General features: G+C 46.1%; 23 protein-coding genes. 15 read left to right on the top strand and 8 right to left on the bottom strand.

The annotated features are described in order from the left end of the window. The first annotated feature begins 61 nt into the window (after nt 1-61). The 6 genes from R7127_RS08535 (at nt 62) to R7127_RS08560 (ending at nt 7,331) form a co-directional block, all read left to right on the top strand. Nucleotides 62-2,053 carry a U32 family peptidase gene (locus tag R7127_RS08535; protein WP_033906623.1) on the top strand — a complete coding sequence of 664 codons (1,992 nt, stop codon included), beginning with the start codon at nt 62-64 and terminating at the stop codon, nt 2,051-2,053. A gap of 105 nt (nt 2,054-2,158) precedes the next feature. Beyond that, the gene (locus tag R7127_RS08540) at nt 2,159-2,404 is read left to right on the top strand and encodes a DUF3297 family protein (protein WP_005374689.1); all 246 of its coding nucleotides are present in this window, start codon (nt 2,159-2,161) and stop codon (nt 2,402-2,404) included. Nucleotides 2,405-2,629: 225 nt separating this feature from the next. Then, complete coding sequence (locus R7127_RS08545; RefSeq protein ID WP_017820083.1) at nt 2,630-3,340, top strand: ABC transporter ATP-binding protein; 711 nt, start codon at nt 2,630-2,632, stop codon at nt 3,338-3,340. Beyond that, nucleotides 3,327-5,837 (top strand): ABC transporter permease, encoded by a 2,511-nt coding sequence (locus R7127_RS08550; protein ID WP_213895244.1) that lies wholly within the window; start codon nt 3,327-3,329, stop codon nt 5,835-5,837. Before R7127_RS08545 ends, R7127_RS08550 begins: the two co-directional genes overlap by 14 nt. Then, nucleotides 5,837-6,961, top strand: coding sequence for a lipocalin-like domain-containing protein (locus R7127_RS08555; protein WP_033906621.1), 1,125 nt, complete (start codon nt 5,837-5,839; stop codon nt 6,959-6,961). Before R7127_RS08550 ends, R7127_RS08555 begins: the two co-directional genes overlap by 1 nt. Nucleotides 6,962-7,064: 103 nt before the next feature. Continuing rightward, entirely contained in the window at nt 7,065-7,331 is a 267-nt protein-coding gene (locus R7127_RS08560) for a DUF2999 family protein (protein ID WP_004746427.1), read from the top strand. A gap of 110 nt (nt 7,332-7,441) precedes the next feature. Here R7127_RS08560 and R7127_RS08565 read toward each other — a convergent pair whose 3' ends face one another. Both R7127_RS08565 and R7127_RS08570 read right to left on the bottom strand, forming a co-directional pair. Continuing rightward, on the bottom strand, nt 7,442-8,029 hold the full coding sequence (locus R7127_RS08565; RefSeq protein WP_318142063.1) for a GNAT family protein: 588 nt from the start codon (nt 8,027-8,029) through the stop codon (nt 7,442-7,444). Between the two features lie 91 nt (nt 8,030-8,120). Next, the gene (locus R7127_RS08570; RefSeq protein ID WP_033906618.1) at nt 8,121-8,981 is read right to left on the bottom strand and encodes a helix-turn-helix domain-containing protein; all 861 of its coding nucleotides are present in this window, start codon (nt 8,979-8,981) and stop codon (nt 8,121-8,123) included. Nucleotides 8,982-9,165: 184 nt separating this feature from the next. Between R7127_RS08570 and R7127_RS08575 the strand changes: the two genes are divergently transcribed. Further along, nucleotides 9,166-10,065, top strand: coding sequence for a GyrI-like domain-containing protein (locus tag R7127_RS08575; RefSeq protein WP_206971287.1), 900 nt, complete (start codon nt 9,166-9,168; stop codon nt 10,063-10,065). A 298-nt stretch (nt 10,066-10,363) separates the two neighbouring features. Beyond that, nucleotides 10,364-11,461, top strand: coding sequence for an ElyC/SanA/YdcF family protein (locus R7127_RS08580; RefSeq protein ID WP_318148380.1), 1,098 nt, complete (start codon nt 10,364-10,366; stop codon nt 11,459-11,461). Nucleotides 11,462-11,514: 53 nt separating this feature from the next. On the opposite strand, the gene R7127_RS08585 is transcribed toward R7127_RS08580, so the two are convergent. The 3 genes from R7127_RS08585 to R7127_RS08595 form a co-directional block, all read right to left on the bottom strand. Continuing rightward, nucleotides 11,515-11,850 carry a type II toxin-antitoxin system RelE/ParE family toxin gene (locus tag R7127_RS08585; protein WP_020195558.1) on the bottom strand — a complete coding sequence of 112 codons (336 nt, stop codon included), beginning with the start codon at nt 11,848-11,850 and terminating at the stop codon, nt 11,515-11,517. Nucleotides 11,851-11,863: 13 nt separating this feature from the next. Continuing rightward, nucleotides 11,864-12,106: a type II toxin-antitoxin system Phd/YefM family antitoxin gene (locus tag R7127_RS08590; protein WP_005383516.1), complete on the bottom strand. Its 243-nt coding sequence runs from the start codon at nt 12,104-12,106 to the stop codon at nt 11,864-11,866. Between the two features lie 264 nt (nt 12,107-12,370). Beyond that, nucleotides 12,371-12,793, bottom strand: coding sequence for an organic hydroperoxide resistance protein (locus R7127_RS08595; RefSeq protein ID WP_005374640.1), 423 nt, complete (start codon nt 12,791-12,793; stop codon nt 12,371-12,373). A 137-nt stretch (nt 12,794-12,930) separates the two neighbouring features. On the opposite strand from R7127_RS08595, the gene R7127_RS08600 reads away from it, so the two are divergent. The 3 genes from R7127_RS08600 (at nt 12,931) to ahpF (ending at nt 15,978) form a co-directional block, all read left to right on the top strand. Beyond that, nucleotides 12,931-13,389 (top strand): MarR family winged helix-turn-helix transcriptional regulator, encoded by a 459-nt coding sequence (locus R7127_RS08600; RefSeq protein ID WP_020195556.1) that lies wholly within the window; start codon nt 12,931-12,933, stop codon nt 13,387-13,389. Nucleotides 13,390-13,694: 305 nt separating this feature from the next. After that, nucleotides 13,695-14,252, top strand: coding sequence for an alkyl hydroperoxide reductase subunit C (ahpC, locus tag R7127_RS08605; protein WP_005395542.1), 558 nt, complete (start codon nt 13,695-13,697; stop codon nt 14,250-14,252). A gap of 157 nt (nt 14,253-14,409) precedes the next feature. Beyond that, the gene (gene ahpF, locus R7127_RS08610) at nt 14,410-15,978 is read left to right on the top strand and encodes an alkyl hydroperoxide reductase subunit F (protein WP_064376334.1); all 1,569 of its coding nucleotides are present in this window, start codon (nt 14,410-14,412) and stop codon (nt 15,976-15,978) included. A 245-nt stretch (nt 15,979-16,223) separates the two neighbouring features. On the opposite strand, the gene R7127_RS08615 is transcribed toward ahpF, so the two are convergent. Beyond that, nucleotides 16,224-16,793, bottom strand: a complete 570-nt coding sequence (locus tag R7127_RS08615; RefSeq protein WP_033906616.1) for a hypothetical protein — start codon at nt 16,791-16,793, stop codon at nt 16,224-16,226. A 229-nt stretch (nt 16,794-17,022) separates the two neighbouring features. Between R7127_RS08615 and R7127_RS08620 the strand changes: the two genes are divergently transcribed. Beyond that, entirely contained in the window at nt 17,023-17,442 is a 420-nt protein-coding gene (locus tag R7127_RS08620) for a VOC family protein (protein WP_005374615.1), read from the top strand. Nucleotides 17,443-17,521: 79 nt separating this feature from the next. Here R7127_RS08620 and R7127_RS08625 read toward each other — a convergent pair whose 3' ends face one another. Together R7127_RS08625 and R7127_RS08630 are read right to left on the bottom strand one after the other, a co-directional pair. Further along, entirely contained in the window at nt 17,522-18,061 is a 540-nt protein-coding gene (locus R7127_RS08625; RefSeq protein WP_031778865.1) for a CAP domain-containing protein, read from the bottom strand. A 127-nt stretch (nt 18,062-18,188) separates the two neighbouring features. Next, nucleotides 18,189-19,145, bottom strand: a complete 957-nt coding sequence (locus tag R7127_RS08630) for a LysR family transcriptional regulator (protein ID WP_017820076.1) — start codon at nt 19,143-19,145, stop codon at nt 18,189-18,191. A gap of 126 nt (nt 19,146-19,271) precedes the next feature. Between R7127_RS08630 and R7127_RS08635 the strand changes: the two genes are divergently transcribed. From R7127_RS08635 to R7127_RS08645, 3 genes are all read left to right on the top strand, one after another. After that, the gene (locus tag R7127_RS08635; protein WP_005383525.1) at nt 19,272-19,958 is read left to right on the top strand and encodes a DJ-1/PfpI family protein; all 687 of its coding nucleotides are present in this window, start codon (nt 19,272-19,274) and stop codon (nt 19,956-19,958) included. Nucleotides 19,959-20,078: 120 nt separating this feature from the next. Then, nucleotides 20,079-20,609, top strand: a complete 531-nt coding sequence (locus R7127_RS08640) for a sigma-70 family RNA polymerase sigma factor (RefSeq protein WP_255209459.1) — start codon at nt 20,079-20,081, stop codon at nt 20,607-20,609. Nucleotides 20,610-20,775: 166 nt separating this feature from the next. Continuing rightward, nucleotides 20,776-21,471: a VC0807 family protein gene (locus tag R7127_RS08645; protein ID WP_005383527.1), complete on the top strand. Its 696-nt coding sequence runs from the start codon at nt 20,776-20,778 to the stop codon at nt 21,469-21,471. Nucleotides 21,472-21,480: the final 9 nt, after the last annotated feature.

Below are 21,480 nucleotides of genomic sequence, written 5' to 3' on the forward strand. Positions count from 1 at the left end.
AGCATCAAAAGCGTGAAATACGTAACATTTGCAGCCTATTTTAGTAAGAAAGAGAAAAGTAGTGACACGCGATCAATTTGAGTTATTAGCACCCGGTGGTGATTTAGATTCCATCAAAGCCGCCATTGCCGCTGGCGCCGATGCAATTTACTGTGGGCTCGACCGCTTCAATGCTCGTAACCGAGCGACCAACCTCACTTTAGATAACTTAAATGGCGTGTTAACGTTGGCCCATCAGCACAGCTGTAAGATTTTCCTAACGTTGAATGTGCTGATTTTAGAAAGTGAAATTCCAGCGATTGTTCGCTTGCTCAGCCAACTGAACACCACCAAAATCGATGGCGTGATCGTACAAGATCTCGGTCTGGCCTACATTCTCAAACATCACTTTCCCGATTTGGATGTGCACGCTTCAACGCAACTGAACACGCATAACGAAGGCCAAATCCTCTTTCTCAACCAGCTCACCGCAAGCCGAGTAAACTTATCTCGCGAACTTAACATCAGTGAGATAAAACATCTGGCGCAATTTGGTCGCGAGCACAACGTAATGATGGAAGTGTTTGTCCACGGCTCATACTGCATCGGATTCTCCGGAATTTGCTACATCAGTTCCGCTCGCAATGGCGCATCAGGTAACCGTGGACGCTGTAGCCAACCTTGTCGCGAACAGTACGAAACGACCAAAACAGGCAACAACTACCCACTCAATATGAAAGACAACTCCGCCTTTGGGGACTTGGAAGCGCTTGCTGATGCGGGTGTGTATTCGTTGAAAGTGGAAGGCCGCATTAAGAAATCCCACTACGTGTACACCGTGGTCGATAACTGGCGTAAACAGATTGATCGCTTGTGCGAGGGTTTGGAACTCTCTGAAGACACCACAGAGTTATACACAGTGTTCAACCGTGATTTCTCCAACGCATTTTTGCAAGGTGATTTCGGCAAGGCGATGTACATCGACAACCCGCGCGACCATGCTGTAAAGCATTTTTCGAAGGTTTACCAATGCCAGTCTGCTGATGATGTACAAGCGGTGAAAAAGAAACTCTACGATGACAAAACCGCGATCATTGAGAAAGTGGCAGAGCAAACTAAGTCGTTCGATGTCACTTCAACACAAGTATCCGGCAGCAGCTTGAAAGGGTCGATTGATGTGCCAACTCTGCCAACGTTACCTCAACCAGAACCTCGCCAAGGTGCGCCAAAATTATCGGTTCTGATCTCGTCAGCACAAGAAGCCATGCTGTGCGAATACCACGACGTTGATGTTTACTATCAATTGCCAATGGGATTGTCTGGTGAACTGAGCGCGATGATTGAATTGTTCCAAGCCAACCCAATGCTCAAACCTTGGTTCCCAGCCATTTTGATTGGCGAAGACTACCACGCCGCGCGCGTATTTTTGGAAACCATCCAACCTGAGTTGTTGATCACCAACAACTCAGGTGTCGGCATGATCGCAAAAGAGCTCGGCTTAGGCTGGGTGGCAGGCCCACAACTGAACACGGTGAACTCATACGCGTTTAAATGCCTTCAAGACGAGTTCGCGGCAAGTGGCGCGTTTGTTTCTAACGAGCTGAATATGAAGCAGGTGCGTCACATAAAGCGTCCGAAAAACATGCGCAGCTTCTACAGCATTTATCACCCGAACACTCTACTCACGAGCCGCCAATGTTTGTTTCAACAAACCGAAGGATGCCGTAAGGTGAAGGTCAACAAAAGTTGTTTGAAACGCTGTGACAAACGCACGTCTATCATCAACTTAAAAGACAATCCTTACTTGGTGCAAAAACAAAAAGGCAGCCACAATTCAATCTACAGCGAGCACAACATCTTAAACCTGCAAGTGCTGCACGATCTGCCGCAATTGTTTACCGATGTGTTGATCGATCTGCGTGATATCCAGACCGAAACGAAAGTCTCAGCAAGCAAACCTGAGTTGATTGACGCGTTCTTAGCTCTACTTGAAGAACACAGCGAACAAACCGTCCAAACGCTGAATGCCATGATTCAACCAACAGCCAACGCGCAGTATTTAAAGGGGTTGTAGGAGTTACTTGAAAGTTAAACAACGCATCGACTCTCAACATATCTTGAACACACACAGTGCACTGACTACAATAGCGCACTTTTTACGGAATTTAGGTCACACAAAATGACAGACACAGCTAAACCAGCTCTACCAGATCGCCTAGCGGGTAACCCACGTAGCCCATTCTTCATCAAAGAATGCTTCGAGCACCAAATCGGTATTCGTATCAACGGCCAAGAGCGTACTGACGTAGAAGAATACTGCATCAGCGAAGGTTGGGTAAAAATTGCTTCTCCTAAAGCAAAAGACCGTTTCGGTAACCCAATGCTAATCAAACTTAAAGGCGAAGTTGAAGCGTACTACGTGTAAGCTGACCACGCTGAATGTATTTGAAAGCTCGAGTTTGACTCGGGCTTTTTTAATGCCTGTCATATCCCTCCTCATTTAATCTCTTCCCTCTTCTTTTCAGTACAAGTTATTAAGAAATCGATGTAAATCGCTGTTTTTATCTGATTGTTGTCTAAAGTTTCTAAAGAACGAACAGCAATAAGCATTGCCAAAAGAAACGACACCTTTTGAATACAGGGAGAGGAAATGGAAAGCCCACTTGTCACACTCAAACACGCCAGCAAAAGCTTTGTCGATGGCAAAGAGACACATCGCGTGTTGGAAGGCGTCGACTTCACGTTGAACACAGGAGCGAGTGTTGCGCTGACGGGCGCAAGTGGCAGCGGCAAAAGTACTTTGCTCAATGTCATCGCTGGCTTTGAGCCGCTTTCCGATGGTGAGTTGTGGTTAGATGGCGATAACACGGCGGCTTGGAAAGACCCACAATGGAGCCGATTTCGACATCAAAAACTCGGTGTTATCTTCCAGCAATTCAATCTATTAACGCCGCTCAACGTGCAGCAAAACATCGCCTTCCCTCTGCATTTGAATCAACAGAAATGGAACGACTGGTGCGATTATTTGGTCGAGACTCTAGGTATCAGCCAACTTCTCGACAGGCATGTTTCTGCCCTTTCCGGAGGTCAACAACAACGAGTCGCGATTGCGCGCGCATTGGCACACAAACCTAAGCTTCTACTCGCCGATGAACCCACAGGTAACCTCGACCAAAAAGCAGGCTTGGAAGTGATGAAACTACTCAGTGAAATCACCACCCAAGGCAATACCGCCGTGCTCTTGGTGACCCACAGCCATGAATGCGCTGAATTTATGAAAGCACGGCTGCGATTGGATAACAGTCAGCTACAGAACAGCCATCAAGTAAACAAACATGAGCTTCACCATGAAGCAAACTAAGCCATCAAACAACAGATTCACTCATACTCGACTCGCCCTGAATCTGTTTGCAGCGCACTATCGGCAGGCGCCACTGCAAGCCGCCGCGATTCTGATCGGTATCGTGTTGGCTGTGACCTTATTCGTTGCGGTGCAAGCCATCAACCTCAATGCCAAACGAAGTTATGCGGAATCTACCGAGCAGCTTAGCGCACAAGCTCAGAACTTAATTATTCCACCAGCAGGGCAAAACTATCTGCCCGAGTCTCTTTATTTCACCCTTAGACAAAACGGGCTCAGTGCAGCACTACCTGTAATCGAAGGGCGAGTGAGAGACGAACAAGGGCGTCGCTGGTCAGTGCAAGGTAGTGAGTTGATTGCCGCAATTTCCTCACGTTCGCGCTATTCGTCAGAAAACCAACAAAACGTGTCTTTGTTCGACAGTGCTTTACCTTTACCTGAGCTTTTGGCCGGTAAGCCGATCGTGATGATGAGCCAATCTCAACATCAAAACTTAGGGGAAGTAGAAACCCTAACTCTGGATGACATTCCAACCCAAGTGGTGGTGCTACCAGACGAATGGCAGTTAGGTAGCCGAATGTTGATGGACATTGGCTTTGCCCAGCAACTGCTCAATAAACAAGGGCAGCTCAGTTACATTGCAGTTTTCCATTCGGGTGATAAAGGGGATAAAGACACGCAGGCAAATTGGCAGAATCTGATTAGCGATCAAGGGCAATGGATTTCCAATAACCAAAGTACAGACCTTGGTTCGCTGACCGACAGCTTTCACCTCAACCTCACCGCAATGAGCTTACTCGCGTTTTTAGTCGGGCTGTTCATCGCTTACAACGGCGTAAAGTACAGCTTGCTGAAACGCAATCGGCTGTTAGTGCAAATTCAACAAGCGGGTGTTGCGCCGAGCATTGTGTTCTCTGCGCTGTTAGTTGAGCTCACTCTTCTCGTTACCATCGGCGCTTCCCTCGGTTTTGTGTTGGGCATACAGCTCAGCCATTGGCTGCACCCGACCGTAGCACTGACTTTAGAACAACTTTACGGCGCAACACTGCTGCCCGGCACTTGGCAGTGGCAATGGTGGGCGCAAGCATTGCTGCTCACGTTAGCCGCCACCCTATTGGCATGTTGGCAGCACTTTAAACAGCGAGTGCGCCAACCGCTTTCCTCTCATGGCGGATTTTATCAAGCACCTGAAGCCTCTAACGAAAACCAATTGTTTTTGATAGGTGCTGCGTTAACGATTCTTGCGCTTGCGGGTTTATGGCTGAGTGAGCACCACCGATTTACCATGGCGTGGCTCGGCGTGCTTGTGGTGTCGATTCCTTTGTATCTACCCAAAACAATCAGCGTATTAGCCAATTGGTGTGAAAAACGCACCAGTTCCGGTTTGATGCAGTATCTGTTTGCTGAGCTGCGCGAGCTGATTTCTCCGCTTTCTCTCGCCATGATGGCACTGCTACTCGCCGTTACTGCCAATATGGGGATGAACACCTTAGTGGGCAGCTTTGAATCCACCCTTAAACAGTGGTTAGAACAAAGGCTGCACGCCGATATTTACGTCAGCCCTGCGCAAGGAGAAATCGCTGATGTAGAGCGCGCATTAGGGCAGTTCGATAAGGTTGAGACCGTCTACAAGCAATACTACGTCGACGATAACCTGCAAGGCTTACCGATTTTGCTTGGCACCAAAGACAAAGACACCTTAGAACAAACCATGGTATTCAAATCGCACTTGGAAAACTTCTGGTCACGCTTTTATCAAGGTAAGTTAGTCGCGATCAGTGAACCTACTGCGGTCAAACTGGGTTTATCACTGGGTAGCGAGCTCACGCTTGATGCTGTTCCAGATAAGAACCTGCTTGTGGGTGCGGTATTCCACGATTACGGCTCACCCAACGGTGAAGTCTTATTAGCACCCAAATTATGGCAAGAGAGTGGCTTTACCGACCTGCCAACAAGCCTTGGTATTAAAGTCTCGGGTGACCCACAAATCGTCTACGAGCAACTGCGCGAGCAATTGAATCTGCACCCAAATCAGCTCTACGATCAGGCGCAAATCAAATCCATCGCGTTGGATATTTTCTCGCAGACCTTCGCCATTACCCGCGCACTCAACGGTGTGACTTTAATGGTCGCGGTGATTGGCTTGTTCAGTGCTTGTTTCATGTTACTCGACGCGCGTAAAGCCGCTATTGCAAGGCTGTATGCACTTGGCGTCAGCCGTCGTAAATTAATGACCATGGTGGTCGGACAGATCGTCGCTTTAGTCAGTTTTACGCTGGTTATTGCCCTACCTTTAGGAGCCATGGTGGGATATGTGCTGACAGATATTGTCACCTTGCGCGCTTTTGGTTGGAGCTTAAATTATCTGTGGAATTGGAGTGATGCGCTGAGCATTGCGGCAATCACCATCTTGGTGGCAGTGATCGCAACCTTGATTCCGCTGTGGCGATTGGTCAGTAAGCCTGTCGTATCCAGTTTGCAAAGCGAGGTGTTGTGATGGTTCGATTGGCAAGCAAGCTTACTCTACTCATAAGCAGCTTATTCCTATTCGGTTGTGAAGATGCCCAACAAAAAAATATGGGCACGCAAAATATGGGCACGTTGCTGGGCAGTGGAGATACACAAAGCGAGAGCAACTTATTCACACCCGTAGAAAAAGGGATTGAACTCACCTTCCCTGCAGACCATCAAGCACACCCAAACTTTCGTCATGAATGGTGGTACTTAACCGCTAACTTAATTGATGAAGATGGCACTCCACTTGGCGTCCAGTGGACACAGTTTCGCTTTGCTGCTGCGCCGCCAACGGGCGAAGATGACGTGAAGAAAACCGAATGGCAAGCTCAACAAATCTACATGGCGCACAGCGCAGTGACGACCGCAGACAAACACTACGCCGATGAAAAATGGTCGCGCGATCAAGCCTCTCTCGCTGGCGTCGACACTTCACCATTTCGGGTTTATCTCGATGATTGGCAGTGGACTTCTTCAACCACCGATCTCTTCCCTGCCACATTGAATGCAAACTCCGAACAGTTTGGCTATTCGCTCACTCTTACCAGCAGCGCACCGTATCAAAAACAAGGAGAGCAAGGGTACAGCACCAAAAGCGCCGATGGTCAGGTGGCTTCGTATTACTACAGCCAACCGTTTATTGATGTCTCCGGTGAAGTCACGATCGACAGCAAAACCCATCAAGTGTCGGGCAAAGGCTGGATAGACCGAGAGTGGAGCTCGCAACTCTTACTCGACTCACAACAAGGCTGGGACTGGTTTGCCCTAAGGTTGAGTGACGACACCAGCTTGGTGGTGTTCCAATTGCGAGATTCCAAAACCGGACAAGCCAGTTACTCCAGCGCAAGGCTGATGCAGCAAGATGCTTCTGGCATTGCTATCCCACAGAAAGACATTCAGCTAGAGGCGACTAAGCAAACAGAAATCCAAGGGCGAAAGTATCCAACCCAGTGGCAAGTGTCGATTCCTAAGCAGCAAATCGAGCTAACCGTTTCTGCACTCAACCCGAACGCGAAAATGCCGCTTTCAGTGCCTTATTGGGAAGGCCCTGTGCGCATTAAGGGCTCTCATTCTGGGACAGGTTATATGGAACTAACGGGGTATTGAAAAGTTGAGTGATTACCCCAATTATTCAGCTAGTACAAACACAGGTAACCGAGTGATACACTGCACCTCAGTGTCATCCAATGAATGATTGAAAGGAAATATGATGAACCCAATTATCGCCTTGCTGAAAGAGAACAATATCAGCGACGAACAAATCAACGAGATTTTTCAGACTCTGACGCAAAACCCTCTAGCGGCAATGGCAACAATCAGCCAACTAGGTTTGCCACAAGACAAGCTACAAATGCTGATGGCGCAAGTGATGCAAAACCCTGCGCTAATTAAAGAAGCCGTAGACGAGTTGGGATTGGATTTCTCAAAGGTTGAAGAAGCAAAAGAGAAGCTTCAAAGCCAAAACCAAGGCAACTAAGTGTTAGCCATTTAGCGCTGAATATAGAAAAGGCCGTTAACCCGAGCATGTGGGTTAACGGCCTTTTTTGTTGGCTACTTTGTTGTTAGCTACTTTTTGTCGGCTAATTATTAGCGATTTAAAGACGCGAATTGTTCTGCGGTTATGCCGTAATAGAGCTTGTCGTCAAAGCCTTGCGTTAGTTTGTAGTAGTCTTTCTGACGGCCTTCCTGAGTAAAACCATTTTTCTCTAACGTCTTGTAAGAGCCAGCATTAGAAGCGTAGCAATCCGCACTGACTTTATGGGCGTTTAGCTCAGTAAAGCCAATCGCGGTCATCATTTGGCAAGCACGGGTTGCAACGCCTTTGCCCCATGCGTAAGTAGGTAATTGATAACCCACTTCGTAGTTGCCAGTTAAGAACATCACTGCGGTCACTGCACACATTCCCATGTACTGACCTTGCTGGTCACGAATCACGAACGTTGGGCTATCTGGCCAAACACCGTCTTTGCTCGCTTGTGCCGTATTTTCAATAATAGGGTCAAAGAAGCCTTCATATAGGTTGTTGTCAGCAGGTGCGAAGAACAGATATTGATTGACCTTATCGTCGTTCAACATCTCGATAATACCTTGTAGATCAGAGCCTTGAATCAGTTGGATAGTCAACGATTCGTTAAATGGGATGGCTTCGCCTTGTTTTAGTTTTTGATATGACATGTGTTACCTCGTTATCTGCTGAAAATAGTAGCCCAGCGGATAAGAGAAAAATTGGATTTTTGCGACAACTTTCGGGCTGATTAGCAATGTATTACGACTCAAAATCGCCATAGATATCGATGGTTAAGTCGCGCTTTTTCAAGTATTTGCTTGGCGTTTTTCTTAGCTGCTGTTTGAGGGTACGAATCAAATGCGATTGGTCACTGAAACCAAATTGTTGTGAGAAACTCGCCCAATCAATCGCTTCTTGTTTGTAGAGGGTCAAAATCATCTGCTCCAGACGTGCCATTTGTTGATACTGCTTAACGCTCAGCCCCACCACTTGCTTGAAACTGCGCTCAAGCGTTCTTCGAGAACAGGCGCATTGTTTGGCTATCTCATCAATATCCATCGCTAGCTCAGGTGAGCGTAGCGCTTGAGCGTCCATCACGGATACCGCTTTTTGCGATGCCAAAAACGGTTTGGTGCAACAAGGTTCGATATCTAACGCATCTAGATGTTGTTTGATGTAGTTCAGCAAACATTGCGGTGAATCTTGCAACTCTAGCTGCCATAACCCTTGTTGAAAGCACACATCAAACGCCGCGTTGAGCCAATCAAACCAATCGCATTGGTTAATTGCTGCTACTTGGGATGCATCACTAAACCGTGATTCAATGGCATACAGACCCTCTGGACGAAAGGTGATACCAATACGCTTGATGGGAGCCGTATCTTCCAACAACAGCAAATGCTCGTTAGCCGTTAATAAATGGCAGCCTTTGCCAGCAAGCTTTGTGTCTCCCGTGTCGTAGCTGTAGCCTTGCACTGGTGGCGTAAAGAGTAAATGAGCACGCGGGTTTGGAATAAGGTGCGGCTTGGGGTCAATGACTTCACCCTCTGGCACTTCCAAGTACCAAATTTGATGAATGAGCCATTCGTACTCTGGCAGAGACTGTTTCCAAGCTATCATGATTGTCCTAGCGGTTAGTAAAGATAATAAGCGCAACGTTTTTGCTTAAACATCTGCTCGTTGAGTGTGACTGATTGACGCTCATCTCGCCACGCATTTCTCACCCTGCTCCCTTGCAAGCTTGTTGGATTGCAGTAGGCTTTGAGCAGAGAATACAAGCTGAACAGAACAAGGAAATACCCCGATGCGCGTCGACTACCACCAACGACTGGTTCCTGTGATTCGCTTTTTAGAACAACACTTTAATGAACCACTCAACCTGCCAGAAGAGGCCGCGCTGGCGAACCTTTCTCCTTATCACTTTCATCGCACCTTCAAAGCCGTGCAAGGCGAGACATTGGCTGATTTCATTCGACGTTTGCGTCTAGAAGCCGCCGCCGATGACTTATTCAAATCCAAGCAACCAGTATTGAACATTGCCCTAGAGTACGGATTTTCTAGCTCACAGAGCTTAGCCAAAGCCTTCAAGCAACATTATGGCGTTACACCCACGGCCTTTCGTGACTGCGAAAACTATCAGCAGTTTTCTGAATTAGCACGAAACAGCAAGATTGGACACACGTTGCGCAAGAATGGAAACGTAGTAACACCAAGCGATTCATATACTGGCTCTGAACTCACCAAATGGAGCATGACAATGGAAACGCAAAACTTTGAAAAAGCAAAACTGGCTTACATTCGCGTAAACGGCCCTTACGGCCAAGGCTATGAGGAGCCATCAGGTCGCTTGTATCAATGGGCAGGAATGAAAGGTTTGGCAGGCAATACCTGCATCTTCATCTACCATGACAACCCAGAAATCACGCCAGACGAGAAGTGCCGTACTGATATCTGCTTGATGGTGCCAGAAGATACCGAAGTTCCGAAAGGCATTGAGCTGCAAGACTTCCCCGGCGGTCAATATGCCGTGATGCGCCAACACATTACTGACCCGAGCCAATACTCAAAAGCGTGGGATGATGTCATGAGCAAGGTAATTGAATCCGGTATTGAGAACGACGATCGTCCTTGCTTTGAGCTTTACCACAGCTTCGACCCACAAACGCACCATGCAGACGTTAGCTTCTGCACTGCCATCAAATAAACCAAAAGCCTGCATCGTTGCAGGCTTTTTCATTTCTTACTCTGGTTGCTTAAATCCGTTCTTCCAAACGCTGTTTATCTTTTAATCCAATGACTTAGAACACAAACGAATACCTCAGTATTTTCGTGATCCTACTTCGCGTTTTGACCACGCGCGTTCATTCGCTCGGCTGAGTTGGGATTCATTTCACAGATTATTCATGAAGCGAACCTAGACTGAAAAAATTCCATCGACCCCGTTCGACCTACAACACTAAGCACAATAAAAACTAGGTACTACAGCACCTCTAGGACATTCCATGAAGAAGAACTTACTTGCTATTGCTCTTGGTAGCGTAATTGCGCTGACTGCTGCCCCATACTCTATCGCGGCTAACGATGCTGCCGTTCAATCTTCCGCCGACTACTCACAGATCGTCACCAAACGTCAGGTTGTCGACCAACTGCTGAATGACGCGGTACAAGCATTCAAATCCCCTGCGCGTATTTCGCATGCGGGTTTTACCGCCAAAATGCCGAGCAACATGGAGATTGTTACCGACCGCTTACTAGAAGCATACAAACTCGAGCCGTACCGTACTGACCTACTGATTTCTGCAGCAAACGCGCAGATCTACAACAAGAATGCAGACCGCGCGATTGAACTGTTTGAACAAGCCCTTTCTGTTGCGCCAGACGATGTGGATTTGCACGCCTACTTAGCAGTGTGGCAACGCTTTGAGGGCAACCAAGCGGAATCAGCGAAACACATGGCTACGCTCACTAAGCTCAATGCAGGTAAAGCCGCAGACATCCAACGCATCTTCGACACCGTAGACCGCGTACTTGCCACGCCACTGAAAGAGAAAGCCGACAAAGGCAAACTGGATGACAAAGGCGCAATCGTCACATTGGGATACGCACTGAACCCAGATGGTTCAATGCATCAAATCTTGGTTGAGCGTTTGGAAACCACGCTAGCCATGGCAAAAGCAAACCCAGACGCGTTGATCGTATTGACGAGTGGTGTACCGAAGAACCACAAAACCGAAGGCAAGTTAATGGCGGATTGGCTGATTGAAAAAGGCATCAGCAAAGATCGCATCATTGAAGAAAACTACGCCACCAGCACGGTAGGTAACGCCCTATTCAGCAGCTACGCATTGGCGCGTCATAACATCAAGCACGCAACCATCATAAGCTCAGCGAGCCATGTGCGCCGTGGTCAAACCTTGTTTGAAATCGCAAGCTGGCAAACTGGCCCGCAAGACATCACTTTTGACACAGTGAGCTACCCAGACAAACCACTTAAAGACTTAGCCAAAGCCAGCGATGGCGAACTGCTTGGTATCTACCGCGATGCTCTGCGTACTTACGGCATGTGGAGCTACCGCTCTTACCCGCTAGAGTCGCGTTAATACACTAGAGCCAGAAAGCAAAAGAGACCGCGTTAATGCGGTCTCTCATAGAATCATTTGAACATGATGCAATGGTCAATCAATGCGTTTTGTAGGTTTTGTTTATCACTCAGAATCACTAGAGCATAGATAGTATTTTTGTCACCAATTCGGTAAAGCAGCTTGAATCCATCAAAGCTAAATTGCCGGATGTCGTAAACACCGATTGTTGTCAGTTCATAACAAGGGGGATAGATAGACGGGTTATTCAAAACGTTGTGTTCAAACCTCTGCTGAACCGCAATTAATCTATCAATCACATCGTTGCGAGCGCTCCAGTTCGATAAATAGTTAATACTCTGAATAGCCGTATTTTCAAAGGTTTGTGTATAGAGAACTTTTGCTTCCATGCTCGTATCAAACTCAATCTTTGAGTGCTGCTAACGTGCTCTTCATATCTTCTGATGACTTTACACGTTCATTCGCAACATCATTTTGAGCAAAGCTAACAAACTTCATTAAAGCAATGGCTTCATCACGCTTCTGACGTTCTTCATAAGACTCAACGACATAAATAGGCTTACCATTTTGCGTAATCGTCATTGGTTCATCCAGTTCAAGCTTCGCAGCATTCTTTTTTAAATAACTTACCGTTTCAGTGCTCATCACATGACTCCTATCGGCAACCTCGCTGGTGTAACAACAAGCGAACCCAGCCGAGCTATACTGCAGGTTTGACCGAAATATTTGAATCAATAGAAAGTGCTAATCACATTCTATTTTTCGTTTAGATTTTGACCTAATCTTGCCAACTATACCTGTGCATTTCGAACAAACCAAATTAAGTTTAAATTTAGACTTCTACTTCAAATATAGAAAAAGCCTGCGTATTTGCAGGCTTTCTTGTCTTTGTGCAGTGATAAGAACCGCTTAAATTGCTTCGCCGTTTACCGTTACTGCCACATCAATGTTGCCACGAACTGCGTTTGAATATGGGCAAACTTGGTGTGCAATGCGCGTTAGCTCTAGCGCTTGTTCTTGTGGCATGTCTAGCTCTACCGCTAGGCTCACTGTTAGTGCAAAGCCACCGTTATCGTTAGGACCGATGCCTACTTCCGCGGTTACGGGTGCGCTTTTCAGGTTTACTTTACCTTCACGCGCTACGTGAAGAATCGCGTTAGAAAAACACGCTGAATAGCCCGCTGCAAAAAGCTGTTCTGGGTTAGTTGCTGCGCCTGTGCCACCCATTTCCTTCGGGTATGACAGCTCTAGATCGAGAAGACCGTCATCTGTTTTTACTTGACCATTACGACCAGCCAAAGCAGTAGCTTGAGTTTTGTATAGAGTAGTCATGCGAGTGTCCTTCTTAATTTAAGTTGTGCACAATTTAATTGCTTGCAATCTTATATCGAAGTAAAGATCGTTCGCAACTATATTGTGCACAATTTATTTTATGACTCTCTTTCTCTATGAGCAGGTAGGCAACGCCAATGAGCCAGTGTTACACCGACAACACCATGACCAACGACGATAAACTCTTACTCGAAAACCAAGTTTGCTTCCCGCTCTACAGCGCAGCAAATGCAGTGATCCGAGCGTACCGCCCGTTGTTGGATGAGCTTGGTCTGACTTATTCGCAGTACTTAGTGATGATGGTGCTGTGGGAGAAAGACGGTGCCAGCGTGAAAGAATTGGGGTCACAACTGCATTTGGACTCAGGCACACTCACACCTCTGCTTAAACGCTTAGAAGCAAAAGGCTATGTGGAACGCGGCCGAAGTGAAACCGATGAACGCGTTCGCGTACTAAACCTAACAGAACAAGGTCGTGTCCTCAAAGAACAAGCCAAGTCAGTGCCAAACGCCATGATGTGTAAAATCACCTTAGAGCTAGATGAAATGATCATGCTGAAGAAGTTGTGTGGCAAAGTGCTCGACAATCTGAGCTAACAAAATAGAAGCATCCGCTTCCCCACTTCCTATTAGAAAGAGCCTGCCGAGATGCAGGCTCTTTCGATCTTAGCCAGACGATCCACTTAAGGTCATCATCGGTATTCTCTATTGCTAATCTGCCTTCATCTTCAATAAAACCTATCAAAGCAAACTCACTTACATCGGATTTCCCTATCAAGTGAAATAGGAAATGGCTATCAATAGGATAGTTACAAGCAATTTTCCTTAAACACAATCCGATGCGAATATACTTTCCGAAAGCAAGAACTGCTCACCCTAAAACATTCTGAGGAAAGTAAAAAATGATTAATACAAAGATCAAACCATTTGCAGCTACAGCATACAAAAACGGCGAATTCGTTGAAGTAACAGAACAAGATGTTCTAGGCAAATGGGCTGTATTCTTCTTCTACCCAGCAGACTTCACATTCGTATGTCCGACAGAACTAGGTGACCTAGCAGACCACTACGAAGAGCTACAAAAACGCGGCGTTGAAGTGTACTCAGTATCAACAGACACACACTTCACTCACAAAGCTTGGCACGATAGCTCAGAAACAATCGGCAAGATCCAGTACTACATGCTTGGCGACCAAACAGGCAACATCACAAACAACTTCGGTGTGATGCGTGAAGGTCAAGGCCTTGCAGACCGTGCAACGTTCCTAATCGACCCAGAAGGTACTATCCAAGCAATGGAAATCACTGCTGAAGGTATCGGTCGTGACGCAGAAGACCTACTACGCAAAGTGAAAGCAGCTCAGTACGTAGCAGCACACCCAGGCGAAGTTTGCCCAGCAAAATGGAAAGAAGGCGAAGAGACGCTAGCTCCTTCTCTAGACCTAGTAGGCAAAATCTAAGCCACTGAATTTAAGCTCAATTTGACATGCTAATTGACGCTTAACTTAGAGAGCATTCCAGGTTAGATACCTTGACGACCTTCTGCCTGGTTTGCTCTCTCCCTACTGATTTTATCCAGAGTAACCACTCTTTTGTTTATTTAAGGTAACAACAACTATGTTAGACCAAGCGATCCAACAACAACTCAAACAATATCTGGCTAATGTAAAAGAAGACGTTCGTCTAGTGGTTAGTCTAGATGAAAGCAAAGCATCGAATGACATTCTGTCTCTGGCGAACCAAATCGCAGAGATGAGCGACTTTATCGCCGTTGAACGTGACGACAACGCAAGCGCACGTAAACCAGTGATGACGGTGACCAATCCAGTAAAAGGCACAGCACTTCGCTTTGCTGGCTTACCAATGGGTCACGAATTTACCTCTCTGGTATTGGCATTGCTGCACTCTGGTGGTCACCCAATCAAACTAGAGCCGGAAGTGATTGAACAAATCGCAGCGCTAGATAAAGAGTTGGAAGTTGAAGTGTTCATTTCACTGTCGTGCCAAAACTGTCCAGACGTGGTTCAAGCGTTCAACATGATGGCGGCGATCAACCCGAAAGTGAAAGCAACCATGATCGACGGTGCACTCTTCCAAGATGAAGTGAAACAACGTGACATCATGGCAGTACCAAGCGTATTCGTAAACGGAGAGCTATTCGGTCAAGGCCGTATGTCTCTGACTGAAATCCTAAACAAAGTGGATGACGGTGCGAGCGAGAAAGCCGCCAAAGCACTGAACGAAAAAGACCCATACGACGTGCTAGTTGTCGGCGGTGGCCCTGGTGGTAGTGCAGCAGCACTATACGCAGCGCGTAAAGGTATTCGCACTGGTGTTGTCGCTAAACGCTTCGGTGGTCAGGTGATGGACACCATGGCAATCGAGAACTTTATCTCGGTAAAACGTACTGAAGGTCCAAAACTGGCGACTGACCTAGCAGAGCACCTAAAAGAATACGACGTAGACGTCGTGACTGAGCAACAAGCGCAAAAACTGATGGGCGCAGCACACACAGATGATGGCTTGATTCATATCCAACTTGAAAGCGGCGCAACGCTGAAAAGTAAGAGTGTCATCCTAAGCCCTGGAGCTCGCTGGCGTGAAATGAACGTTCCGGGTGAGCAAGAGTACCGCAACAAAGGCGTCGCGTACTGCCCACACTGTGACGGCCCGCTATTCAAAGGCAAGAAAACTGCGGTTATCGGTGGTGGTAACTCAGGCATCGAAGCGGCTATCGACCTAGCAGGTATTGTTGAGCACGTAACCGTTCTTGAATTTGCAGACGTACTTCGCGCAGACCAAGTGCTTATCGACAAAGCGAACTCTCTACCAAACATCGACATCATCACGATGGCGCAAACCACAGAAGTAGTGGGCGACGGTACTCGCGTAACAAGCTTGAAGTACAAAGACCGTAACACAGATGAAATCAAAGAGATTGAACTGTCAGGTATCTTTGTCCAAATCGGTCTAGTACCAAACACAGAATGGTTAAAAGATTCAGAAGTAGCGCTTTCTGAGCGCGGCGAAATTGAAGTTGGTAGCCGTGGTGAAACCAGCCTGGAAGGTGTCTTCGCAGCGGGTGACGCAACGACGGTTCCTTACAAACAGATCATCATTGCGATGGGTGAAGGTGCAAAAGCAAGCTTAGGCGCGTTTGACTACCTAATCCGTAAGCAAGGTTAATCTCCAAATTTCTTGAACACAAAGCGCACGGTGCAGTGTTTTCTTCCCCTGAAAACCAATCGGGGCACCGTGACAGCGATGAGTAACAAGAAATAAAATCAAAAAACCTAGAAGCCCAAAGACTTTGCCAGCAGGTACTAAATGCTGGCTTTTTTGGTTTTTTTGGGGGGAAAACAAATTATTGCTAGAAATAACAGAGTAAAATAAAGCTGCCGAAATACACTTAGGGTGAAACATTGCGGGCTTTAACTCGTTTCTACTGCTTCAAATATCAGACCTTTTAGCTGACAACGATGGTAAATTTCATACAAACCACCTAATTCATCATTGCAGTAAACACCGCTTCCGTTATTTTCAATCCTGAACAAGCCTCCGGATTTGATTGATTTACTACTCAACACTAATTTTTTAAACCGCTTTACACGACTTGGCTTACCATTAGCTCTTACATTTAACACAGTGCGATCCTTATCAATGGCATCGCAAGTTTTGAATATGTTTATAGCATACCAACGCTCGCCAGCGACGCGTAATGGCAAAAACTCACAACTGGAATCAAGAGCTTCGTTTATTTGATTATATGCGGACTCAGAACAAGCAAACTCGCCTGCACGCCAGATTGCAAAATCAGGTTTTGTTGTAAGCATGTGGTTATCACTCACCCACTCCAAATCAATAATCATCCAAGTATCAGCGACACGCTCACCACATAACTCCCGCAAATCGCCATCCGAGTATTGTATAGAAATCTCTAGTTGAGTTTCTTGTAAAAAAGGGAAATTCTCAACATCATGATTAAGTGTAAAAACCTTCATCTTTTGCTTACTTAAATCAAACGGTTAACTGGAAGTCCCCATCATGTAACATCTTTCCAATCTTGCACAAGGTTTCAATGATTTCTGTGTGAGCCAACTCTTCAGTGTCAGCGGCCTGACCTTTATACATGGCGTCTACAAATAAAATCAAAAAAGCCCTTTACCTCAACTTTACTTGAGGTTTTAGCATATTCATCGTTGGCTAGAAAATGACAAAAAGGAGCACATCATGATCCAACTAGAACATATTAACTTAGTCGTGAAAGATATCCCTGAAATGCTGAAGTTTTACCAAACTGCATTTCCACATTGGTACGTGCGTGATGAAGGTAAAGGCGAATGGAGTGGCAAGCCAAGAAACTGGCTACATTTTGGCGACGAGTATCAATACATAGCCATGAGTGACCATGGCGAAGGAGAAAACCGCGAGTTGAGCGGGCACCAAGTTGGGCTAGCGCATTTTGCTTATGTGACCAACAACGTCGATGCAATCATCAAAAGACTAACCGATGCAGGTTATCCGATTGCCCAACCTGGTGCTGATGAACCATACCGCAAGAATGTGTATTTTGTTGACCCTGCCGGTTTTGAGATTGAATTTGTTGAATACCTGGCGGATGACCCAAAACTTCGTAACCTGACAAGCTAAAAGAGATGTAAATAATAAAACGCCAGCAGATAGTGACTGCTGGCGTTTTATTTTTTATCTATCGGGCTTCTTTATCGCATTAGCGCTGTTTGGCAAAAACCTGAGTCCAGTAATACCCGTAGCGTGCAGAGTGATTTTCGACAAGCGACGCGCCCATCTGATCAAAATCCGCACTCATGATATTAAGGCAGTGGCCTTCACTCGATAACCAAGCATTAACGACGGCGTTAATGCTGCTTTGCCCTACTGCGACATTCTCACCAATGGCGCTCCAAGCATAGCCCGTTGCGTTAACTCGATCTGACATTTTGCTGCTATCAGAGCCTGTGTGGCTCATGAAATCGCTGTTCGCCATATCGCTTGAATGTCGATAAGCGGCGCTTTCCAAATCGTAGCTCCAAGTCAGGGCCCCAACAGGTGGCATGGTGGTTGCGCCACACTGTTGTGTAGTAGAGCGGGCGCTGTTGACCGCTGCAAGCATCTGCTCGGCAAATGTGCCTTGTGACGATGTGGAACCTGTGTTTTGTGAGCCGCTTTCTGCTGGGGCTGACGACTCCCCATCGCCGCCACATGCGCTGAGAAGTAGGGCCAAAGCAGGCACTAAGATCTTAGTTGGCATTGTCTTTCCTTTATGAGTGACGAAGAGCAAACTGCGCTTTTCGATAATAACGCCCAATAAACTAACAAAAACCAATAAAAGCACCATATAGCTTAGGTTTTTTTAACCAAAGACTCACATGAAGTTTTCAATCGCCTTGGTTCGGTCGATAAATCGGCAACGTTTCAGCCCAAGTATGGAATGGCGTTTCATCCATATCCTGTATTGCTTGAGTGATAAAATCGATGAACACCCTCACTCGGGCAGGCACATATTCCCGGTTGGCATAGAGAAGATACACGCCATTTCCTGCTTGGCGCATGCTCGGAAATATCGGCACTAAACGCCCCGCTTTAAGCCAGTCTCTCGCGATAAAATGAGGGATCTGAGTTAATCCTAAGCCTTCTGCGCAAAGCTCTGCCATGGATTCACCGTCATTTACAATGTAGTTTCTTTCGGGGTCATATTCACTCGCACCGTCTGGTTCTGGCATCCGAATCGGCAACAGTTTCCCCGTTTGTTTAAAACGAAAACGAACCCAAGAATGGTCATTGAATACATCCGGGCCACTCGGAACACCATGGCGCGCTAAGTAATCCTGACTGGCACAAATGATAAAATCGATAGGGCTGAGCTGACGCACAATCAATTGACTATCGTGAACGACACCAGAGCGAATCGACACATCAATACCTTGCTCAATAATATCAACGTAGGCGTCATCGTAATGAATATCGATAGTGATGTTAGGGTAGCGGCGACAAAACTCTTTTAATAAAGGACGAATATAGAGGCGACCGTACGAGACTGGCACATTAATCTTAAGCTGCCCTGAAAGCGCATCATTGTGACTTTTTAATGAATCCTCACATGCCGCCAGCTCCTCCAGTACAAACCTAGCAGTATTTGCGTACCTACGACCAGCTTCTGTCAGGCGGCTCTGTCGCGTAGAACGTTGAAAAAGCTGTATACCCAAATCGCTTTCAAGACGATGTATGGCTTTACTCACGGTCGAAGGGTCAGTGCCATACACTTTGGCAGCCGCAGCAAAACTACCGCCATCTAAAGTGGCAATAAAAAATCGTAGGGACCGTATCTTATCCATATAACCAATGAACTCTATTCATGAATTTTATTCACTTTAGTAAAGACAAAGTGGCTCTTCAATCACTAATTAGCCTAAATATAATGAACCTCAATAACTTGATGCTCTGTTAACGAGGAAAAAACCATGGGTAAAAACGGATTGAAGAATGCACTACAACTATTGATAGCGACACTAGTCCTATTCTTTGGGATGCTTCAAACAGCACATGCCGCAGATAAACGAATTGGTATTCTGGTTTACGATGGCGTACTGACCTCTGATGTTACTGCTCCTTTAGAGGTTTTTGGCGTCGCAAGTCGTCTCACTTGGTTTAGTGATTATGACGTGCTCACCATTTCCGTCTCAGATCAGAAAACCATCACCACTGAAGAAGGATTAAAAATTGGTGTGGATGCTTGGATTGGTGATCTGCCGGAACTCGACGTATTGGTTTTAACATCCAGCTATGACATGGATGCACTAATCGAAAATAAAGATCTCATTCACTTTATTAAAACTACCTCAAAGGCGGCAGATTGGATGGCAAGTAATTGCTCTGGCGCGTATTTGTTAGCCGAAGCTGGCCTTTTAAACGGCAAAAAAGCAACAACTTGGGCCGGAGGTGAAAACGGCTTTCAAAGAGATTACCCAGCAGTCAAAGTACAAGTCGACCAGAATTTTGTCATTGATGATGGCGTTATCACTTCGAACGGTAGCCTAGTTAGCTATCAAGCTGCTCTTAAGCTACTTCACCTTATGACTTCAGAGTCTAAAGCTCAGGAAGTCGCAGATGCCATCCAGTACTCACGCTTTTCCAACCAACCATTTTAAGCGTGTAAGAAAGAAATCAGAGTCACCCTTCGATATTTGGAAGGTTAACTCTTCGAATTTGTCTTCCTAATCGAACAACCCTTTTTATCACTGTAAAAGCGATAAAAAGGGTTGTCGTTCATCTGGCAGACACAACGTGCTCTCCAAACTTTTTATCTTAATGCTATGGAAAAACATAAACGTTACGAAGCACTGACGAAAGATCGATACCAAGAGATTTACCGTCTCGCGTATTGGTTATGCAAAGATCACCACCTTGCTCAAGATTTAGCGCAAGAAACCTTTCTGAAAGCGTGGCGATTCTTTGATAAATTAAATGACCCCAACGCCGCGAAGTCTTGGCTCATTACTATTTTGCGTCGTGAGAATGCTCGGCGCTTTGATAGAAAACAGTACGATTTTGTCGACATTGATGAGTGTGCAATACAGACAAAAACCTACCCTGGCAGTGACTACGACATGGCCCAAGATTGGCTTCAAAAACAAATGATGATTCTCGAACCCAAATACCGAGAGCCGTTGCTCTTGAGCTTAGTGGCTGGGTTGAATCATGATGAAATTGCCCAAGCCTTGAGGCTCAACCACAACACAGTGGCGACTCGATTATTCAGAGCGCGTAATCAGATCATCGCACAGAAGGAGAGTCATTAAGACACAAAAAGTAGTCAATCATGTAAACTAACTGGCTATGCTCCGGTCTATTTCATAAGTCGTTACACAACTCGACGCTTTAACGCTTTACATCAAGCGCGACTAGATGAACACTTCTTGTCAAAGTACAATAACAGCCGACATAGAGTAGAGTCAGTAAAACATTATGAGTAACACGACGGCGAAAAAGCCGAATCCCTTATTTGAAATCCTTTTCAACGTATTTATCCCTTCCTTCATTTTGATGAAGTTTAGTGGCGATGAGCATCTAGGGACAGCAATGGCGCTGGTTGTCGCTTTGCTATTTCCTATCATTTATGGCGGTATGGACCTTGTCCGTAACAAGAAATTTAACTTTATTTCTGCTCTGGGCTTTATCAGTGTTCTACTAACTGGTGGCATCGGCTTGTTAGAGCTTGATACACGCTGGTTAGCACTAAAAGAAGCCCTGATTCCTGGCCTGATCGGTTTAGCGGTTTTGGGTTCAACGTTTACCCGCTACCCGCTGATGCAGAAGTTAGTACTGAATGACACTGTGTTGAACCTCGCGTTGATTAACCAACGTTTAAAAGAAAATGGTAAAACCGATGCGTTCGAACGTTGCCTTATGTCTTCTAACTACCTGTTTGCAAGTACTTTTGCGTTCTCATCTGCAATGAACTACTTCCTTGCGACTTGGATTGTGACTAGCCCTTCTGGTACTGCTGCCTTTAACGAAGAGTTAGGAAAAATGACGCTGTACAGTTACCCAATGATTGCCATCCCAAGTATGTTGATGATGTTCGGTATTTTTTATTACATTTGGCGTCAAGTACGTGCGATGACATCGCTCGAAACAGAGCAAATCTTCCATCTAAAATAGCCCTATCAT

Origin of the sequence: Vibrio sp. 1159 (assembly GCF_033340395.1) — a bacterium.
Classification (GTDB): domain Bacteria; phylum Pseudomonadota; class Gammaproteobacteria; order Enterobacterales; family Vibrionaceae; genus Vibrio; species Vibrio alginolyticus.

What these genes read in the sequence shown, in the direction of transcription:
- R7127_RS08540 (WP_005374689.1), top strand. Translation starts at nt 2,159, where the DNA reads ATGACAGACACAGCTAAACCAGCTCTACCAGATCGCCTAGCGGGTAAC.
- R7127_RS08545 (WP_017820083.1), top strand. Translation starts at nt 2,630, where the DNA reads ATGGAAAGCCCACTTGTCACACTCAAACACGCCAGCAAAAGCTTTGTC.
- R7127_RS08550 (WP_213895244.1), top strand. Translation starts at nt 3,327, where the DNA reads ATGAAGCAAACTAAGCCATCAAACAACAGATTCACTCATACTCGACTC.
- R7127_RS08555 (WP_033906621.1), top strand. Translation starts at nt 5,837, where the DNA reads ATGGTTCGATTGGCAAGCAAGCTTACTCTACTCATAAGCAGCTTATTC.
- R7127_RS08560 (WP_004746427.1), top strand. Translation starts at nt 7,065, where the DNA reads ATGAACCCAATTATCGCCTTGCTGAAAGAGAACAATATCAGCGACGAA.
- R7127_RS08565 (WP_318142063.1), bottom strand. Translation starts at nt 8,029, where the DNA reads ATGTCATATCAAAAACTAAAACAAGGCGAAGCCATCCCATTTAACGAA.
- R7127_RS08570 (WP_033906618.1), bottom strand. Translation starts at nt 8,981, where the DNA reads ATGATAGCTTGGAAACAGTCTCTGCCAGAGTACGAATGGCTCATTCAT.
- R7127_RS08575 (WP_206971287.1), top strand. Translation starts at nt 9,166, where the DNA reads ATGCGCGTCGACTACCACCAACGACTGGTTCCTGTGATTCGCTTTTTA.
- R7127_RS08580 (WP_318148380.1), top strand. Translation starts at nt 10,364, where the DNA reads ATGAAGAAGAACTTACTTGCTATTGCTCTTGGTAGCGTAATTGCGCTG.
- R7127_RS08585 (WP_020195558.1), bottom strand. Translation starts at nt 11,850, where the DNA reads ATGGAAGCAAAAGTTCTCTATACACAAACCTTTGAAAATACGGCTATT.
- R7127_RS08590 (WP_005383516.1), bottom strand. Translation starts at nt 12,106, where the DNA reads ATGAGCACTGAAACGGTAAGTTATTTAAAAAAGAATGCTGCGAAGCTT.
- R7127_RS08595 (WP_005374640.1), bottom strand. Translation starts at nt 12,793, where the DNA reads ATGACTACTCTATACAAAACTCAAGCTACTGCTTTGGCTGGTCGTAAT.
- R7127_RS08600 (WP_020195556.1), top strand. Translation starts at nt 12,931, where the DNA reads ATGAGCCAGTGTTACACCGACAACACCATGACCAACGACGATAAACTC.
- ahpC (WP_005395542.1), top strand. Translation starts at nt 13,695, where the DNA reads ATGATTAATACAAAGATCAAACCATTTGCAGCTACAGCATACAAAAAC.
- ahpF (WP_064376334.1), top strand. Translation starts at nt 14,410, where the DNA reads ATGTTAGACCAAGCGATCCAACAACAACTCAAACAATATCTGGCTAAT.
- R7127_RS08615 (WP_033906616.1), bottom strand. Translation starts at nt 16,793, where the DNA reads ATGAAGGTTTTTACACTTAATCATGATGTTGAGAATTTCCCTTTTTTA.
- R7127_RS08620 (WP_005374615.1), top strand. Translation starts at nt 17,023, where the DNA reads ATGATCCAACTAGAACATATTAACTTAGTCGTGAAAGATATCCCTGAA.
- R7127_RS08625 (WP_031778865.1), bottom strand. Translation starts at nt 18,061, where the DNA reads ATGCCAACTAAGATCTTAGTGCCTGCTTTGGCCCTACTTCTCAGCGCA.
- R7127_RS08630 (WP_017820076.1), bottom strand. Translation starts at nt 19,145, where the DNA reads ATGGATAAGATACGGTCCCTACGATTTTTTATTGCCACTTTAGATGGC.
- R7127_RS08635 (WP_005383525.1), top strand. Translation starts at nt 19,272, where the DNA reads ATGGGTAAAAACGGATTGAAGAATGCACTACAACTATTGATAGCGACA.
- R7127_RS08645 (WP_005383527.1), top strand. Translation starts at nt 20,776, where the DNA reads ATGAGTAACACGACGGCGAAAAAGCCGAATCCCTTATTTGAAATCCTT.